This is a genomic window from Desulfurella amilsii (genome assembly GCF_002119425.1).
GTDB lineage: Bacteria > Campylobacterota_A > Desulfurellia > Desulfurellales > Desulfurellaceae > Desulfurella > Desulfurella amilsii.
The window spans coordinates 533288-550704 of record NZ_MDSU01000018.1; the positions used below are offsets into that span (position 1 = coordinate 533288).

Genomic DNA, 17417 nt, shown 5'->3' on the forward strand with positions numbered 1-17417 from the left:
ATGGCATTTGTGCATTTACATAATCACTCAGAGTATAGCCTATTGGATGGCGCTACAAAAATAAACGCAATGGTAGAAAAGGCTAAAGGTGATGGACAAGAATACATTGCGCTAACAGATCATGGCAACATGTTTGGTGCACTTGATTTTTATAAAACATGCACTAAGGCTGGGGTTAAACCCATAATTGGTTTTGAAGCATACATTGTGCAAGATAGGTTTGATAAAACAAATAAAGGTAATTTTCATTTAACTCTTCTTGCAAAAAATAACACAGGCTACCAAAATCTGCTTAAATTATCAACTTTTTCATACACTGAAGGTTTTTACTATAAACCTAGAATAGATAAACAACTGCTTAAGCAATACGGTCAAGGTATTATAGCAGGCAGTGCCTGTTTGCACGGCGAAATCAATTACTACCTATTAAACAACAATTATGATTTAGCAAAGAAAGCCTGTCTGGAATATCAAGAGATTTTCGGAAAAGACAATTTTTTTATTGAGCTTATGAGACATGATTTAGAAGAACAAAAGCAGATAGAGCCACTTTTGCTTAAACTTGCAAGCCAAACAAACGCACCCCTTGCAGCTACAAACGATTGTCATTACCTAAACAAACAAGACGCAAAAGCACAAGATGCCCTACTTTGCGTTCAAACAAACAGACTTATAGAGGAAGCCGACAGAATGAGGATGAAAACGGAAGAGTTTTATTTTAAAACACAGCAAGAAATGTACGATAAATTTCACGATTTAAAAGAAACGGTAGATAATACTTTTTTAATAGCAAAAAATTGTTCAATAGAACTTGAGCTTGGTAAGCTAATTTACCCTATTTTTTCGCAAAACATGGGAACAGACAGCGAAATGCTCGAGAAATTGGCCAAAGAAGGACTTGGAAAACGCATAAAAAATTTTGGTCTAGAAAATCAAAGAAATATCTATTATAACCGCCTTGAGTATGAGCTAAATGTAATCAAACAAATGAATTTTAGCGGATACTTTCTAATTGTGTGGGATTTTATTAATTATGCCAAAAGCCACTCTATTCCCGTAGGCCCAGGGAGAGGTTCAGCTGCTGGGAGCCTTGTGTCTTACAGTCTTGGTATTACAGATATTGATCCATTAAAATATGGTTTACTGTTTGAGAGATTTCTAAACCCAGAACGTATATCGATGCCTGATGTTGATGTGGATTTTTGTGTTGAACGAAGGGATGAAGTTATAAACTATGTTCAAAACAAATATGGCCAATACAATGTAGCTCAGGTTGCAACATTTGGTACAATGCTTTCAAAAGCTGTCATTAGAGATGTAGCAAGGGTCATGGGATTTAGCTACGCACATGCTGACAAGATAGCTAAGCTTATACCAACAAATGCAACGCTTGATGAAGCTATTAACCAGGTCGGCCAGCTAAAAAAAATGATTCAAGAAGATAAAAATATAGAAGAATTATTTAGACTATCAAAAACTCTTGAAGGTTTGAAGCGCCATGCATCAAAACATGCAGCGGGCGTGGTTATTTCTCAAGAGCCCATCTATAATAGGTGCCCTTTGTATAAGCCAGCAGGTGAAGAAGCCATTATTGCACAATTTTCAAAAGAACATTTAGAGGATGTAGGGTTAATAAAATTTGACTTTTTGGGTCTAAGAAACCTAACCGTGATAGATTTTGCCGTTAAGCTAATAAAAAAATACGAAGACGAAAATTTTGATCTGCTAAATATACCAACGGATGATAAAGAAGTTTTTAAGCTGCTTCAAAGTGGTGCCACGTTTGGAGTGTTTCAGCTTGAAAGTTCTGGGATGCAAAAGCTTATAAGCGATCTTAAGCCAACCGTTTTTGAAGATTTGATTGCGTTGGTTGCACTCTATAGACCTGGACCACTTGGCAGCGGTATGGTAAAAGATTTTATTGAAAGAAAGCACGGTGTCTCAAAAGTAGAATACCCCCTGCCACAATTAGAGCCTATCTTAAAAGAAACCTACGGGATTATATTGTACCAAGAACAAGTTATGCAAATTGCAAATGTTTTAGCTGGCTACAGCTTGGCAGAAGCTGATATTTTACGCAAAAGTATGGGTAAAAAAGATAAAGAAAAAATGGCACAGCAAAGAAGCGTATTTGTTCAGCGTTGCGTAAAAAATGGCATAGATGAGAAAAAAGCCGAAAGCATTTTTGATTTAATGGAATACTTTGCAGGCTACGGCTTTAACAAATCACACTCTGCTGCTTATGCCTACATTGCATATCAAACAGCTTATCTCAAAACGCACTACCAAGCCTACTTTATGTGTGCTCTCCTTACAAGCGAGGCAAATAATACAGACAAAGTAGCTATTTATATTGATGAGTGCAATAGGTTGAATATACCAATTCTACCTCCTGATATTAACGAAAGCTATACAAACTTTACTGTGGTTTCCAAAAAAGATTTGGATAAAAAAGCAATAAGATTTGGTTTGTCGGCAATAAAAAATGTGGGTGAAGCTGCAATTGAAAGTATTATTGAAGAAAGGGAAAAAGGTCCTTTCAAAGACTTATCTGATTTTCTAAGTCGTGTGAATCAAAGAAAGGTAAATAAGAAAGTTGTGGAAAGTTTAATAAAAAGTGGCTGCTTTGATTTTTTTGATAAAAATAGAAATCAATTACTGTTTCAAGTCGAAAATCCAAAAAAAGCATCACTTGACTTGTTTGGGATGGATAATGCTTTAATTTTACAACCCCAAGCCACAACTACACAAGAAGAAATAACAAAATATGAAAAAGAGTTATTAGGTGTATTTATAACTTACAATCCACTTAAAAAGTACGAAAACATTATAAAATCGCTCGATACAAATTACACTTCGCAGTTAGAAAATTTAAATGATGAAGCGGAAATTAAACTTATAGGTGTTATTTCAAGCTTAAAAGAAATCAATACAAAAAACAAGCAAACAATGGCTTTTGTTAACTTTAATGATTTGCATGGTAGCGTTGAGATCGTGGTTTTCCCAAGTATGTACGCAGAGCTAAAACAATTAAAAAGCATAGAACCTATTTTAATAGTTGGAAAGTTGGAAAAAAATGAAGAAAAAACTTCAATAACAGCTAAAAAAATTATCCCCATTGAACAGTTAATAAAACAAATCTCAAAAATAACCATTGAGCTTGATTCTAGTACAGCCACAGAATCTCTATTAAAAGACATAAAACAGCTTCTTGATAAGTACACAGGGAATGTAGAGCTATTTATTTGTTCAAAAAAACCGCAATTTAAGCAGACTCTATTTAGCACAAAGATTAGCCTAAAATGCGATTTTGATTTATTGGATAACCTTAAAAAATACGATGTTGAGGTAAAATTAGAGTTAGCTTCATGAAAGAAGAAGATTTTATAAATGATAAATTTTTACAAGATGCTTTATTTAGGCTCGAAACAAATTATTTTGAAAAAAGAAAGCACTTAGAAAAAATTTTTGACTATGAGTTGTATAAAAATCTCACACAAAAAATAAAGAAAAAAAATATAAATGCTTTAGAATCAAATACACAAAGCCTCATAAAAAATCTAAAGAAAAAAAATATAAATGTAATTTTTGCTGAAAATGCACACCAAGCTCAAGATGCTATGCTTAAAATATTACAAAATCACGACGCCAAATACGTTGTCAAATCAAAATCACTCACAACAGAAGAAATCCACCTAAATGAATTTTTAAAACAAAATGGCATAGAAGCATACGAAACAGACCTTGGTGAGTGGCTTGTGCAAATTGCAAACCAACCAAGCTCCCACATGACAGCCCCTGCAATTCATATGTCGAAAGAAAAGATTTGCAATTTGCTCAATGAAAAGTTCTCAGAGAATCTCTCAAGCGATTTAGACGAGCTTGTGCAGTTTTCTAAAAACAAAATTAGAGAATACTTTGATTATACGCGCATAGGTATTTTTGGATCAAATGTCGTATCGAAAGACGGTGTATTTTTTATTATAAGCAATGAGGGCAATGTAGAAAAGGTTTTGCTTAATGATGTTAATATTTGTATTGTAGGTATAGATAAAATCGTAAGCAATACACAAGAAGCGTTAAACATTGTTGATTTTCTACCAAAAGCCGCTACTGCTCAGCTATCAACATCATATGTAGACTGTTTTGAAAAACCTTTTGGCGAATTTCATGTGATTTTGCTTGATAATGGCAGATCTACATTGTCAAAAAATGCTGAGTTTTCACCAATTTTGCAATGCATAAGATGCGGTGCCTGTCAGAATGCCTGCTGTGTATATACTAGCGTAAGCGGCCTTGCCTTCAGAGGGGATGCATATGCAGGCCCTATTGGCGTTTTATTATCTTATCTAACTGGATACAAAGACATTGGAGAGTTTGCAAATTTTTGTCTTGGTTGTATGGCTTGTGATTCAATCTGCTCAAGCAAAATACCCATACAGTCTTTAATTTTGAAAATTAAATCTCTGTACCCAATAAATAATATAATTAAAGATAAAATTTTAGACAGTCTCTCAAACTATTCTATTTTGCGTCTTTCCATTAGAATCTTGTCAAAGTTTTTTAAAAACCAAACGAAATTTGGCTTTAAAGCACCTGATGAGTATTTTGGGTTTGATTTTAGGGCTTTGCCAAAACCTAACAAAAGATCATTCGACCTAACAAAAACCCACAAATCAAGTGTGGGCTTGTTTGCAGGGTGCTCTGTTAATATTTTTTATGAGGATTTAGGCAAAGATTGTTTAAATATAGGGAAAAAACTCAACATAAATGTTTCTGTGATAAAACAGCCTGCCTGCTGTGGCGCTGCTTGCTACTATAATGGAAAGCAATCTGAAGCCATAAATAGTGCAAAAAAAGTTTCAAATACAATAGAAAACTTCGATGAAGTGATTTTTTTAGATCCTCACTGCCAACACATGATCGATAGAGATTACTTTGAAATTGCAGGTATTGATCTTGAAGCAAACTTGCAAGATGCTAGCTCTTATTTTTTAAAAAAAATCAATAAAACTCAAATAAAGCCAATGGGTAAAAAAATCACATACCACCACCCATGCCACTTACTAAGAGGTTTAAAAACCTCTCTAGAGCTTGAAGTTTTTTTAAGAGAAATTGAGCCTCAATTTGTAGAGCTAAATGAAAGTGATAAATGTTGCGGCTTTGCTGGGAGCTACTCTATCATGCACAAGGGTATATCAAAAAAACTCGTAGAAAGAAAAGCACAAAATATAATAAATACACACTCAGAAATTCTTATTACAGCGTGCCCGGGCTGCATTATGCAAATTGATGGCTATTTAAAAAACAAAGGTATTAATATAAAAGTAATGCATTTTGTCTCTTACTTAAATGCAATTTTAGGAGGATAAACATGAAAGAAAAAGGCTATGTGCAGGTATACACGGGAAATGGCAAAGGCAAAACAACCGCTGCTATTGGTTTAGCCATAAGAGCCCTGGGGGCTGGTTTGAGAGTATTGTTTGTGCAATTTGTTAAAGGTTTACCATACAGTGAACACATTGCGCTTTCGAGGTTTGAAAATCTCACTATAAAGCAGTTCGGCAGACCAGAATTTATTCATTCCAAACCCTCTTTGGAAGATATACAAGCTGGGAAAGACGGTTATAATTTTGTCATGGATATTTTTAAGAATAGCAGCACAGCTTACGATGTTGTTATTTTAGATGAAGCAAATATTGCTGTATTTTTTGACCTTTTCAGCGACGATGATCTCTTAGAGCTCATCAAGAAAAAACCTCAAAATACAGAACTTGTAATAACTGGCAGATACGCCACTCAAAAAATCATTGATGCAGCCGATTTAGTTACAGAAATGAAAGAAATAAAACACTACTACTCACAAGGTGTAATAGCCAGAGATGGCATAGAAAAGTAATTAGTCAAGCAGGACCTTTTTTAATGAAAAATTAAACGCTTTGGTTGTTATCAGTATTTTATCTCCAATAGAGAGGTTTAAAAATTGTTCTGTGTTTGCTGGCATATGAACTATGCTGTTTCCAATTAACACTTTTAGCATACCAAAAAGGTCTCCAGGTTTTTTATCAATCACTGTCCCAAAAATATTCACATTGTTTGCATCAATATCAAAAATTGTTTGAGGATCGCCGTGTTTTGTAATTTTTCCGTTATTTATGAAAAAAACATGATCGCTTAGTTTTGCAACTTCAGAAATATCATGGCTTACCATTATTGAAGTAATATTGAATTTTTTTTGTAAAAGCAGCAACTCATCCTGCAAGTTTACCCTCAATGGCAAATCCAAAGCAGACATAGGCTCATCCAAAAGTAACAATTTTGGTTTTCTTGCAAAAGCCCTAATAAGTGCAAGCCTTTGTTTTTGACCACCGGATAGAAGACTGATTTTTTGGTTTTTATACTCTTTCAAATGCACAAGTTCAAGTAATTCGTCTACGACATTTAAGTCTTTTTTTGATTCTAGCGCAAACTCGATATTTTTTCCTACACTCATATTTTCGAACAAAGCATAGTCTTGAAAAACAAAACCAATTTTTCTCAACCTGACAGGCAAACTTATGTTGTCCTTGCTTGAAAACCACACCTCATTATCAACGCAAATGTAGCCCCAATCTGGCTTGTCAAGCCCAGCTATAAGACGCAATATTGTAGTTTTGCCTGCACCTGATGGCCCAAAAATCGATATAAAATTATTACTTTTTATGGTTAAATCCACATTCAACTCAAATGTAAAAAGTTTCTTTTTTAATTTAATTTCTATCATTTGATACAAACTTTTTATTCAAAAAAAACACAAACATCAAAAAACTCAAAGACACTAAAGACAACAGAAATGAGTAAAAATTTGCCAATTTATAATTAAGTGCCATTGAAGCATCAAAAATTGCAATTGAAGCAACCTTAGTAACACCTGGAATATTACCACCAATCATTAAAACAACACCAAATTCGCCAATTGTATGCACAAATGTTAAAACAACTGCACTCAAAATAGAAGGCTTTATATTTGGCAATAATACTTTAAAAAATGTTTCAAGCTTTGTTTTGCCCAAAGTGTATGCTGCTTCTTTAAGCGATTTTGGCAAAGCCCTAAAACCAGAAACTAAAGGGTTTACCATAAAAGGAAAACTATAAAGAATACTTCCAACAACAAGGCCAGAAAAACTAAAAACTATTTTAATACCAAAATACTCAAGCAATTTTCCCAAAAAAGAAGCGGGGCTAAAGAGTACTAGCATGTAAAAACCCAACACAATCGGAGGTAAAAATAATGGTATATTTACCAAAGCTTCGTATAAAAACCGCAAAGGCGAATTTGTATATGCCAAAAAATATGCTACAAAAATGCCGATAAGAAACAACACGATTGTGGCAATAGTTGCCAACTTAAATGTTAAATACAGAGGCAGCAAAAAATCACCCACAAAAAACCTCAACAGAAAGCGCTTTTACTAAAAAATAAACCCCATCATTAATTTTAATATTTAATTTTCTTAGAGACCTTTGCGTTATCAGGCTATAAAGCGATTTTTCCTTATAGGAAAGCTCAAACCTAGCAAGCAAACTGTCATTTTCTATGTTTTTTACAATTGCTTTATGAATGTTGGAAATACTAATCTCTGGGCATATTTCTTTTGCTATGCTTATATCTCCTTCACGAAACCGTAACTTAACATTACTTCCTGTCTTGTATCCATTGTGCAACTGAAGTGCAAAAAATATATCACCATCTACATTAATCTCAAAAAAATACACACCATTTGCATACCTAATATCTTGTAATATACCCTCAAGTTCATTAATCATCATATTGGGTATATTATACAATATATATCGCTATAAGTCAAGCAGTCTAAGCCTAACTAATTCTTTTTTAATACTGTGATTACTTACTAAACGAGTTTATTTAAATTTCGTTAGCCTATTTTAAAAAATTTTTTACTTGACAAATTGTTAGATTTATCTAATATTATTCGTAGGTTCTATTTTGGAGGTCTCATGAAAGAATACATACTGCATCTTTTACGAAAGCAAAAAAGTCTTACATTCGACAATCTGTTGAAAAAAACAAACCTTAGGCGGGAAATTTTGCTACAAGTTATATTTAAACTTGCAAAGGAAAATAAAATCTACTTTATAGATTTATCCAAAGCAAGTCAAAACAGCTGTTCAATGTGCAGTGCAAAAATTTTTTGTGAAAAAAAGGAGGCAAAATGACTTATTTAAGTGAAACCCAAGAGGATTATTTGCTTGATATTTTAGAGCAAACCACAATGCATACAGTTGCACGCATTAAGGATATTGCAAGATCACGTAGCGTTAGCTTGCCTACTGTTGTAAGTGCAATAAAAACACTCGCCGAAAAAAACATCATAAATCACCAAAAGTACGGATATATCACACTTACAGATTATGGTATAGAGCTTGCAAAAAATCTGCTTGAGCGCAAAAAAAACATACTGAAATTTTTGACTTTTACACTGGGCATTCAAGAGGATACCGCAATTGTCGATGCACACAAACTAGAGCATGATTTATCAAAAGAAACCTATAATAGTCTTATTAAACTAACAAGCTTTTTTGCAGCAAACCTGCATATAAAAGAGCAGTTTGAAAAATTTTCAAAAAAGGAAGCGTATATGAGGTTAAGTGAAATAAATGTTGGTGAGACAGCTAAAATAGTCAAAATAGAAAACTCATCCATAAAAGGCAAGCTACTTTCTATGGGCACAACGCCTGGTACAATAATTAAAGTAGAAAGAGTAGCACCTCTTGGCGATCCTATAGAAGTAACTTTGTTAGGTTACCATTTAACGCTAAGAAAAGACGAAGCGGAAAAAATAATTGTTGAGAGGTGAAGCTATGCCACTTATTTTAGCTAACGAAAATATTGAGTACAAAGTTGTAAGAATAGAGGGTGGGCATGGTTCGAACACAAAGTTTTTAGAAATGGGTTTAGTGCCAGGTACAAAACTTAAAGTAATTTATAATGCAAAAGGGCCCATTATTGTATCAATTAACGGCTCAAAGTATGCACTAGGCAAAGGATTAGCTTCTAAAATAATAGTCAGGGAGGCTGTATGAAAAGTTTTAATATTGCGCTGATTGGAAACCCCAATGTTGGAAAATCTGCAATATTTAATGAATTAACAGGCGCAAGCGCACATGTGGGCAATTGGCCTGGTGTTACAGTTGAAAAAAAAGTAGGCAAATTCACTTATCTTGACACAGAAATTAATGTGGTAGATTTACCTGGCATTTACAGCTTAAGTGCAGACTCAATTGATGAGCGCATAGCAAGAGACTACATAGTTAAGCAAAAACCAGATTTAGTTGTTTGCATTGCAGATTCTACAAATTTAGTAAGAAATTTATACCTATTTGTATTATTAAAAGAACTCGGTGCTAAAACCCTGCTTGCACTCAATATGATAGATCTTGTAAAAAACAAACTTGAAATAGATGATGCAAAATTATCTCAAAGCCTTAAAACACGCATTGTTAAAACATCTGCTACAAAAAAAATCGGCATAGATAAGCTCAAAGAAGCAATATTTGACGAACTACATCACGCTGAAGAAGAACTATTTGTTGATTACGGTAGCGATATTGAACGCTCAATTGAAAAGATTAAAAATTTACTAGAGGACATAGATTTGCCACAAAATAAACGTTTTTTAGCAGTAAAACTTTTAGAACAGGATGCGGCTATTACAGAAGAACTAAAGAAATTGCAAAAAGATAATATTGTTGAAAATGCACTACTAGAGATAAATAACTTAGAAAAAATATACCCTGATTTGCAAACAGAAATAATAGAAAAAAGATACGCTCTTATAGAAGGGACTGTCAAAAACACGACAAAGCATTTAGTAAGCATTGAAGACAGGCTAACCCTATCGGATAAAATAGATAAAATTGTAACAAATAGGTATTTAGGCATACCTATTTTTGCCATTGCAATGTTAATAGTCTTTGAAGCAACATTTAAGCTCGGAGGTTTTTTTGCCGGTTACATTGAGCAATCCTTCGGGTGGTTTGGCGAGGCTTCAGCGCAATACATTCATAATCCGGTTTTACAATCATTTGTTAAAGATGGGTTAATTGGAGGTGTTGGCACGGTAATTGTTTTTTTGCCAAATATACTAATTTTGTTTTTGTTTTTATCTTTCTTGGAAGATGTAGGCTATATGGCAAGGGCCGCATTTGTAATGGATAAGCTCATGCATAGCATTGGTCTTCCTGGTAGAGCTTTTATACCGCTAATATTGGGTTTTGGGTGCAATGTCCCAGCAATTATGGCAACTCGCACAATTGCCGATGAAAAAGACAGACTGCTTACAATTCTTATAAACCCTTTTATTTCTTGCACAGCTAGGTTACCCATTTATGTGCTTTTAACGAGTATTTTCTTTAGCAATAAAAATCCCGCACTAATTATATTTTCTCTTTATACTTTGGGCATAATTGTTGCAGTAGCGTCTGCAAAATTATTTAGAAGCACAATCCCAAAGCTTAAAGGCAAGGTTTCATTTTTAATAATGGAACTTCCTATTTATAGACTGCCCACTGTAAGAGCACTAGCGCTGCACTCATGGGAGAAAACAAGGGAATTTTTGAAAAAAGCAGGTACAATCATACTTTTTGGCGTTATATTAGTATGGTTGCTCTCTAGCTTACCATTTGGCGTAGAGTATGCAAGTGAAAAATCATATGTAGGCGTTTTAGGTAAATTCTTTGCACCAATTTTATCACCCGTCGGGTTTGGTTTTTGGCAAGCGGCCGTTGCTTTATTTTTTGGACTTTTGGCAAAAGAAACGGTTGTTGGCACAATGGGCACACTTTTTGGCGGGGAAGATAAACTATCAAGCACACTACCACACTTGATGGACCCTTTAAGTGCCTATGCTTTTATGGTAATGAGCTTGTTGTATATCCCATGCCTTGCCACAATCGGTGTAATTTATAGAGAAACCAGCTCTTTCAAATGGACTGCATTTAGCGTAGCTTACAGTTTGTTTATAGGCTGGGTCAGCGCGTTTTTAATCTACCAAATAGGATCAATATTTTAAGGAGGATAAGATGGATTGCAAGATTTTTGGCTCAAAAACAACCAAAGGGGCTATAGTGGTGTATATTAAAAACTGCAACGGTTTTATAGTCAAAATTTTATCTTTAATGCTTTTTTGTTTTTTTCCAATAGCAACATTTGCAGGCAGTGTTACTTCTTACGATGATACAAAAATATCGCTGTATGGATCAATTAAGCAATACTTTGTTTGGGGGAATGGCAACTACCAAGAAGGCTATCCTGCAAACACAGCCATTAGAAAATCTAACCTAACAACATTTAATTCTTACACTGGAACTACTACACTAGGCTTTGATATTGAAAGTGATAAAATTTTAGCTAACATTGAAGGCGATTTTGAAGGAGAAAACAATACGCTAATCCTTTTGAAAGCCTACTTTGCTTATAAATTATCCGATAGTCTAAACTTGCTTATTGGCCATGACATGGGGATTGGTGAGTTAAATACATTTTCTGACAACTACTACGCCATGCCAGGATTTGATAAAACAAGACCAGAAGGTGTAAGTCAGGTAAGGCTTGAAGGTAGTTTTGATCTGGGCTCTGTTAGTTTAGCACCTGCTATTGCTATAGAAAATATCTATCCGTATATGTTTAAAGATGAAGAGCAAGAAGAAAAAAATATTTCTGTAAAAATGCCTGGCGTGGGTGCAAAATTGGCTTTAGAGTTTCCATTTTTTCAACAAAAAGCAAGAACATATGCTTTTTTTGAAACACAACAGGTATATTTTAATAACAAAGATTCACACTGGCCATACATTTATGGTATTGGAATACAGCTTCCTATAAAAATGGTTACTTTGCAATCAGAGTTTTTGTATGGAAAAGGCTCAACACACTATGTTGGTTTAATTGAGGCTGTAAATAAATTGGGTATGGAAACAGAGGTACCGCGCGGCTATGCAGACAGTGGCCAGGCAAGAAGGCTTAGAGCATACAACATTGAAGCAAGTATAGCACTAAGCGACAATTGGGGTATGTACGGTGGCTTTGATAAGGTAAATTTTATGAACGCATTAAGCAATGCAAATATTCAATCTGCAGATGGTAAGTTTGTTGGCCTTTCATACAACTTAACAAAATCTACCACGCTAAAGCTTGAATACGATAATTTCAAAACTTATTATTATCATCACGAGAATCATGAGCTACAAAAAGCAACAGCCAACCAGCTATTCTTAAGTGCCCAATATGATTTTTAAAAAAGAGGGGCACGCTCCCTCTTTTTTACACATTAGCCAATATTACAATATAAAAGCTAACTTCTATATATGCTTTGCTCTTAAGTACTGATTGGGCCAGTCTATATCTACATTAAGCGCCTTTGCAGCATGCAAACACCAGTATGGGTCGCTAAGCAAAGCTCTACCTAAAACAATAATATCGGCTTGTTTTGTTGAAAGTATGTGCTCTGCTTGATATGCATTCGCAATTAAACCTACAGCGCTAGTTAAAACATTAGCCTTGTGTTTTATTGTGCTGCTAAAAAAAGTCTGATACCCAAAATCTGTTTCCAATTGAGCATAAGACACAAGGCCACCACTTGATACATCTATCAAATCGACACCTAATAACTTTAGCTGTTTTGCAAATTCCGCAGAACTTTCTAAATCCCACCCGCCTTTTGCCCAATCTGTCGCAGATACCCTCACAAAAAGCGGCATGTTGTTTATTTCTTCTTTTACTGACTTTGCAATTTCTAGCGGATAGCGCAGCCTATTTTGTAAGTTTCCGCCGTACTCGTCTTCTCTAATATTTGATAGAGGGGATAAAAACTCATGCGATAAATAACCATGTGCCATGTGAAGTTCTATAAAATCAAAACCTGCTTCTTTGGCCATTTTAGCAGAATTTACAAAACTTTCTTTCACAAAATTCAACTCTTTCTTATCCATTTGTTTTGGCACAGAAGAATCTTCATCAAAGGCAATTGGGCTTGGTGCAATTGTCTCATAGCCATTCTCTTGCTTTGTTAAAAGTTTCTCTCCAAGCCACGGCTTATCTTTTGAGCCTTTTCTCCCCGCATGGGCTAGCTGGATGCCTATTTTAGTGTCTGGGCTAAGTTTTTTAATCAATTCAACCAACTTTGAAAATGCATCCTTTTGTTCACTATTGTAGATGCCCAAATCGTATGGTGTTATGCGACCTCTAGGCTCAACTGCACTGGCTTCTACTATTATACCACCCACACCTCCAATTGCTCTTGATAGATAATGAGTAATGTGCCATTCATTTACAAGGCCATCCTGTGCGCTGTACTGACACATTGGAGACATAAAAACACGATTTTTAAAAACGACATCTTGGATTGTAATGGGCGAAAACAACAAGTTTTTCATGCAACCTCCTTAAAGTTAGCAAAATGCTATCTTAAAATATATGCTGATTTTAGCAAAAAACAATACTTCAACTTTGTCTTGATTAAAAAACGAATTTGAATAAACTCTACAGTGTGAAAAACAAAAATGCTTACTTGATAATTTTAATTATTTTGTTGATTTTAGTCTTTTTTTGGTCTTTGGGCTTGGGTGATGTTCACATCAGCACAAAAAAAATTATTGAAATTTTTGAAAATCAGATATTCGGTACAAATTATAATATAAGCTTTACCGATAAGTATGTGTTGTTAAACATCAGATTGCCAAGAATTCTTTGCGCAATGCTTGTAGGTGCAAGCTTATCGCTTTGTGGTGCAATATTTCAAGCTGTATTGCTAAACCCACTAGCTGATTCATACACACTGGGTGCTGCAAGTGGCGCAGCTTTTGGGGCCACGCTTGCTTTTGTACTTAACATATTCTATTTAAGCATATTTTCTATTTCTCTATTTGCATTTTTTGGTGCCCTACTATCACTTGCTATTGTTCTTTATGTAGCTGGCTTTAAATCAAACCTTTCAAGCATTAATTTAATCATATCTGGTATAATTGTAGCAACAATTTTTTCATCTGCCATAGCTTTGCTTGATTATTTGGCTTCAAAAGATGTAGCTTATATAATTTTTTGGCTGATGGGTAGCTTTGATGCAAGCAACTGGCAAAACATTCGTATTTTAGTTGTAACTCTTGCAATTGTGTTGTTTTTTGCATTTTTTTGGGCAGATGAACTTGATATTATTTCTCTAAATGAATTATCAGCTCAAAGTTTAGGCGTAAATGTCGTTAGGGTAAGATTCATTGCTTTAATTTTAGCTACTTTACTTGCTGCTGTTTGCGTGAGCTCATCTGGCATAATCGGCTTTATTGGTCTAATTGTACCGCATATTGTAAGATTTATGATAGGACCAAAAAATAGATGGCTTGCAATCCATTCTGTGTTGCTGGGCGCAATATTGCTCTTAATTGCCGATACATTTTCAAGGAGTTTTTCGTTCCAAGTGCCAATTGGCGTTTTGACAGGCCTTATTGGTGGTCCATTTTTTCTTTACATATATAAAATAAAGGTAAAAAAATTTGTATCAGTTGGATAATGTTTGCTTTTCTTATAAAAGGCCGATTTTAGAAAATATCAGTCTAGCCATACAAAAAAATAAGTTTTACTCAATAATAGGACCCAATGGAGCTGGCAAAACTACGCTTCTTAGGCTACTGGCTGGTTTACTAAAACCTAAAAGCGGAAATATTTTTTTGGAAAAAAAGCCCATCTCATTCTATTCAAAAAAACAATTTGCAACGAAAGTATCTTTGGTTTCTAAAGAGTATATTCATTTTGACTACACAGTTTATGAAATTGTAAGCATGGGCAGATACCCTTACAAGAAACGCTTCAATTTTTCAAACCAAGACTATATAAAAATCGAACAAGCAATTAAGATTTGCGGCCTCGGCCATCTAAAAAATGAAAACATACTTAGCCTTAGCAGCGGCGAGCACCAAAGGGTGCTCATTGCCCGTTGTCTTGCTCAAGACACACCTATACTACTGCTCGACGAAGCTTTTTCAAACCTGGATTTAAAGTATATTTTATCTATCATTGATGCTTTAATGTCTTTAAATAAAACAATAATTAGTGCCTTCCACGATATTAAGCTTGCACGCTTAGCGGATTATACAATTTTTTTAAAAAACACACAAATATTTAAAATTATTGATAAGCAAGAAATACTTTCCTCTCGCTTTTTTGAGCAATTTTACGATATAGACGCATCTAATCTCTCAAATATTGGCTTGAATTCAATACTTATTTGATTTTACAAGGTTTGATCTTGCTGGATAAAAAAGGAGGCACAAAGCACCTCCTTTTTTTTTAGCGTGATAGAGAAATTAAATATTAATACATGTCTGGCATGCCGCCTGGCATTGGGGCAGCAGGTTTATTTTCTTCTGGCATATCTGTAATCAAAGCCTCTGTTATTAGCATTAAGCCTGCAACGGAAGCAGCATTTTGCAGTGCTGTTCTTTCAACTTTAGTTGGATCGATAATGCCAGCTTTCAACATATCTACATATTCGCCTTTTCTTGCATCAAAGCCAAAAGACTTGCTACTGTTTTCTTTAATTTTATTTATAATAATAGAGCCTTCAAAGCCAGCATTTTTAGCAATTGCCCTAATAGGTTCTTCTAATACTTTAAGGATTATTGAGGCACCTATGTTTTGATCTTCATTTTCTAATTTGAGACCCTCAAGCGCTGATTCGCACTTTAGTAAAGCACTACCACCGCCTGGCACAATGCCTTCTTCAACTGCTGCTTTTGTTGCGTTTAAAGCATCTTCAACTCGTGCTTTTTTCTCTTTTAATTCCGTTTCGGTTGCTGCACCTACTTTAATTACAGCAACACCGCCTGCTAGCTTTGCTTTTCTTTCTCTTAATTTTTCTTTATCATATTCACTTGTTGATTGTTCTATTTGGGCGTCAATCTGTTTAATCCTGCCCTGAATATCATCTTTTTTACCAGCACCGTCAATTATGGTTGTATTTTCTTTATCAACTACAATTTTTTTGGCTCTTCCAAGCATTGATAAATCTGCAGTCTCTAATTTCATACCAGTTTCTTCGCTAATTACAGTGCCGCCTGTCAAGATTGCTATATCTTTAAGCATTTCTTTTCTTCTGTCGCCAAAGCCAGGAGCTTTTACAGCTACACAAGAAATTGTACCTCTAATCTTGTTTACAACTAAGGTTGCCAAAGCCTCGCCCTCTATTTCTTCTGCAATAACCAAGAAAGGCTTGCCGGCTTTTGCCATTTTTTCTACTAAAGGCAAAAATTCCTGCATAGAGGCAATTTTTTTATCTGTTATAACTATAAATGGGTCTTCTAACTCAGAAACCATCTTTTCAGTATTTGTAGCAAAATATGGAGAAATATAGCCCCTATCAAATTTCATACCTTCTACAACTTCTAGCTCTGTTTGGGTCGATTTTGCCTCTTCAACAGTAATTACACCATCTTTTCCCACTTTATCCATAGCATCTGCAATAATTTCGCCAATTTCCATTTCATTATTAGCTGAAATTGACCCTACTTCTGCGATTTCTCTTTTTTCTTCTATAGGTTTGGAAATTTTCTTTAATTCTTCAACAACTTTTCCTACAGCTTTATCTATCCCTCTTTTTAGCTCTATTGCACTCACACCAGCTGTCACATGCTTTAGACCTTCCCTGTAAATTGCCCTTGTTAAAACTGTAGCTGTTGTTGTACCATCGCCTGCTATATCGCTTGTTTTGCTTGCTACTTCTCTTACAAGCTGTGCACCCATATTTTCGTATGGATCTTTGAGTTCAATTTCTTTTGCAACCGTAACACCATCTTTTGTTATTAAAGGGCTGCCAAATTTCCTATCAATAACAACATTTCTACCCTGTGGTCCAAGTGTAGCGCTTACTGCATCGGCTAATTGATTTATACCTTTTAAAATTTTTGATCTTGCAGTATCTCCAAATTCTATTTGTTTTGCACCCATACAATCACCTCCTTATGAATTACTCAAAAATACCTAAGACATCGTCTTCTTTTAAGATAATGTAATCTTGATCATTTAGCTTTAACTCTGTGCCTGAATATTTTGCAAATAAGACAAGATCACCTACTTTGACATGCTCAACATCACCACCTACAGCTTCCACTTTTGCTTTCTGCGGTTTTTCTTTTGCAGTGTCTGGTATTATGATTCCAGACTCGGTTTTTTGTTCTTGCTCTTCGATTTTACCCAATATCCTGTCAGCCAATGGCTTAAACTTCATAAACTCACCTCCCATTTTTATTAGCAGTAAACTAACACTGTTGCTAATAATACACTTAAAATTCAAATTTTCAAGTGAAAATATTCATCTTTACGATAAATTAAAATACTCTAGAATCAATTAAATAAAAATAATTGCGGTTTT

Annotated in this window: 16 protein-coding genes; 10 read left to right on the top strand and 6 right to left on the bottom strand. The window is 34.6% G+C overall.

Features of this window, described 5'->3' with window-relative positions:
- From dnaE to DESAMIL20_RS06230, 3 genes are read left to right on the top strand one after another with little or no spacing between them, the layout of a single operon-like run.
- Window positions 1-3372: a DNA polymerase III subunit alpha gene (dnaE, locus tag DESAMIL20_RS06220; protein ID WP_086033948.1), complete on the top strand. Its 3372-nt coding sequence runs from the start codon at window positions 1-3 to the stop codon at window positions 3370-3372.
- Window positions 3369-5372 carry an LUD domain-containing protein gene (locus DESAMIL20_RS06225; protein ID WP_086033949.1) on the top strand — a complete coding sequence of 668 codons (2004 nt, stop codon included), beginning with the start codon at window positions 3369-3371 and terminating at the stop codon, window positions 5370-5372. Before dnaE ends, DESAMIL20_RS06225 begins: the two co-directional genes overlap by 4 nt.
- Before the next feature lie 2 nt (window positions 5373-5374).
- Complete coding sequence (locus DESAMIL20_RS06230; protein ID WP_086033950.1) at window positions 5375-5899, top strand: cob(I)yrinic acid a,c-diamide adenosyltransferase; 525 nt, start codon at window positions 5375-5377, stop codon at window positions 5897-5899.
- On the opposite strand, the gene DESAMIL20_RS06235 is transcribed toward DESAMIL20_RS06230, so the two are convergent.
- The 3 genes from DESAMIL20_RS06235 to DESAMIL20_RS06245 are packed head-to-tail and all read right to left on the bottom strand — an operon-like array spanning window position 5900 to window position 7809.
- Window positions 5900-6763, bottom strand: coding sequence for a sulfate/molybdate ABC transporter ATP-binding protein (locus DESAMIL20_RS06235; protein WP_086033951.1), 864 nt, complete (start codon window positions 6761-6763; stop codon window positions 5900-5902). It lies immediately after the preceding gene.
- The gene (gene modB / locus DESAMIL20_RS06240; protein WP_086033952.1) at window positions 6750-7424 is read right to left on the bottom strand and encodes a molybdate ABC transporter permease subunit; all 675 of its coding nucleotides are present in this window, start codon (window positions 7422-7424) and stop codon (window positions 6750-6752) included. Before modB ends, DESAMIL20_RS06235 begins: the two co-directional genes overlap by 14 nt.
- Window positions 7417-7809: a TOBE domain-containing protein gene (locus DESAMIL20_RS06245; RefSeq protein WP_143340258.1), complete on the bottom strand. Its 393-nt coding sequence runs from the start codon at window positions 7807-7809 to the stop codon at window positions 7417-7419. Before DESAMIL20_RS06245 ends, modB begins: the two co-directional genes overlap by 8 nt.
- 189 nt (window positions 7810-7998) lie before the next feature.
- On the opposite strand from DESAMIL20_RS06245, the gene DESAMIL20_RS06250 reads away from it, so the two are divergent.
- The 5 genes from DESAMIL20_RS06250 to DESAMIL20_RS06270 are packed head-to-tail and all read left to right on the top strand — an operon-like array spanning window position 7999 to window position 12294.
- Window positions 7999-8217: a winged helix-turn-helix domain-containing protein gene (locus DESAMIL20_RS06250; RefSeq protein ID WP_086033954.1), complete on the top strand. Its 219-nt coding sequence runs from the start codon at window positions 7999-8001 to the stop codon at window positions 8215-8217.
- Window positions 8214-8858 (top strand): metal-dependent transcriptional regulator, encoded by a 645-nt coding sequence (locus DESAMIL20_RS06255; protein WP_086033955.1) that lies wholly within the window; start codon window positions 8214-8216, stop codon window positions 8856-8858. Before DESAMIL20_RS06250 ends, DESAMIL20_RS06255 begins: the two co-directional genes overlap by 4 nt.
- Window positions 8859-8862: 4 nt before the next feature.
- Entirely contained in the window at window positions 8863-9084 is a 222-nt protein-coding gene (locus DESAMIL20_RS06260) for a FeoA family protein (RefSeq protein ID WP_086033956.1), read from the top strand.
- Window positions 9081-11072 carry a ferrous iron transport protein B gene (gene feoB, locus DESAMIL20_RS06265; protein ID WP_086033957.1) on the top strand — a complete coding sequence of 664 codons (1992 nt, stop codon included), beginning with the start codon at window positions 9081-9083 and terminating at the stop codon, window positions 11070-11072. The genes DESAMIL20_RS06260 and feoB overlap by 4 nt, the downstream gene beginning before the upstream one ends.
- A 10-nt stretch (window positions 11073-11082) precedes the next feature.
- Complete coding sequence (locus tag DESAMIL20_RS06270) at window positions 11083-12294, top strand: hypothetical protein (protein ID WP_086033958.1); 1212 nt, start codon at window positions 11083-11085, stop codon at window positions 12292-12294.
- A 63-nt stretch (window positions 12295-12357) separates the two neighbouring features.
- Here the strand turns inward: DESAMIL20_RS06270 and DESAMIL20_RS06275 are convergent, their stop codons facing one another.
- Window positions 12358-13431, bottom strand: a complete 1074-nt coding sequence (locus DESAMIL20_RS06275) for an NADH:flavin oxidoreductase/NADH oxidase (protein ID WP_086033959.1) — start codon at window positions 13429-13431, stop codon at window positions 12358-12360.
- 113 nt (window positions 13432-13544) lie between these two features.
- Here DESAMIL20_RS06275 and DESAMIL20_RS06280 point away from each other — a divergent pair, with 113 nt between their 5' ends.
- Window positions 13545-14561: a FecCD family ABC transporter permease gene (locus DESAMIL20_RS06280; protein WP_158090543.1), complete on the top strand. Its 1017-nt coding sequence runs from the start codon at window positions 13545-13547 to the stop codon at window positions 14559-14561.
- Window positions 14554-15279, top strand: a complete 726-nt coding sequence (locus tag DESAMIL20_RS06285) for an ABC transporter ATP-binding protein (protein ID WP_158090544.1) — start codon at window positions 14554-14556, stop codon at window positions 15277-15279. Before DESAMIL20_RS06280 ends, DESAMIL20_RS06285 begins: the two co-directional genes overlap by 8 nt.
- An 82-nt stretch (window positions 15280-15361) precedes the next feature.
- Here the strand turns inward: DESAMIL20_RS06285 and groL are convergent, their stop codons facing one another.
- Window positions 15362-16993 carry a chaperonin GroEL gene (groL, locus tag DESAMIL20_RS06290; RefSeq protein WP_086033962.1) on the bottom strand — a complete coding sequence of 544 codons (1632 nt, stop codon included), beginning with the start codon at window positions 16991-16993 and terminating at the stop codon, window positions 15362-15364.
- 19 nt (window positions 16994-17012) lie between these two features.
- A complete protein-coding gene (groES, locus tag DESAMIL20_RS06295; protein WP_086033963.1) occupies window positions 17013-17273 on the bottom strand; it encodes a co-chaperone GroES in 261 nt (86 codons plus the stop codon).
- Window positions 17274-17417 lie beyond the last annotated feature (144 nt).

What these genes read in the sequence shown, in the direction of transcription:
- DESAMIL20_RS06255 (WP_086033955.1), top strand. Translation starts at nt 8,214, where the DNA reads ATGACTTATTTAAGTGAAACCCAAGAGGATTATTTGCTTGATATTTTA.
- groL (WP_086033962.1), bottom strand. Translation starts at nt 16,993, where the DNA reads ATGGGTGCAAAACAAATAGAATTTGGAGATACTGCAAGATCAAAAATT.
- DESAMIL20_RS06270 (WP_086033958.1), top strand. Translation starts at nt 11,083, where the DNA reads ATGGATTGCAAGATTTTTGGCTCAAAAACAACCAAAGGGGCTATAGTG.
- DESAMIL20_RS06275 (WP_086033959.1), bottom strand. Translation starts at nt 13,431, where the DNA reads ATGAAAAACTTGTTGTTTTCGCCCATTACAATCCAAGATGTCGTTTTT.
- DESAMIL20_RS06250 (WP_086033954.1), top strand. Translation starts at nt 7,999, where the DNA reads ATGAAAGAATACATACTGCATCTTTTACGAAAGCAAAAAAGTCTTACA.
- DESAMIL20_RS06225 (WP_086033949.1), top strand. Translation starts at nt 3,369, where the DNA reads ATGAAAGAAGAAGATTTTATAAATGATAAATTTTTACAAGATGCTTTA.
- feoB (WP_086033957.1), top strand. Translation starts at nt 9,081, where the DNA reads ATGAAAAGTTTTAATATTGCGCTGATTGGAAACCCCAATGTTGGAAAA.
- DESAMIL20_RS06260 (WP_086033956.1), top strand. Translation starts at nt 8,863, where the DNA reads ATGCCACTTATTTTAGCTAACGAAAATATTGAGTACAAAGTTGTAAGA.
- DESAMIL20_RS06230 (WP_086033950.1), top strand. Translation starts at nt 5,375, where the DNA reads ATGAAAGAAAAAGGCTATGTGCAGGTATACACGGGAAATGGCAAAGGC.
- groES (WP_086033963.1), bottom strand. Translation starts at nt 17,273, where the DNA reads ATGAAGTTTAAGCCATTGGCTGACAGGATATTGGGTAAAATCGAAGAG.
- dnaE (WP_086033948.1), top strand. Translation starts at nt 1, where the DNA reads ATGGCATTTGTGCATTTACATAATCACTCAGAGTATAGCCTATTGGAT.
- DESAMIL20_RS06235 (WP_086033951.1), bottom strand. Translation starts at nt 6,763, where the DNA reads ATGATAGAAATTAAATTAAAAAAGAAACTTTTTACATTTGAGTTGAAT.
- DESAMIL20_RS06245 (WP_143340258.1), bottom strand. Translation starts at nt 7,809, where the DNA reads ATGATGATTAATGAACTTGAGGGTATATTACAAGATATTAGGTATGCA.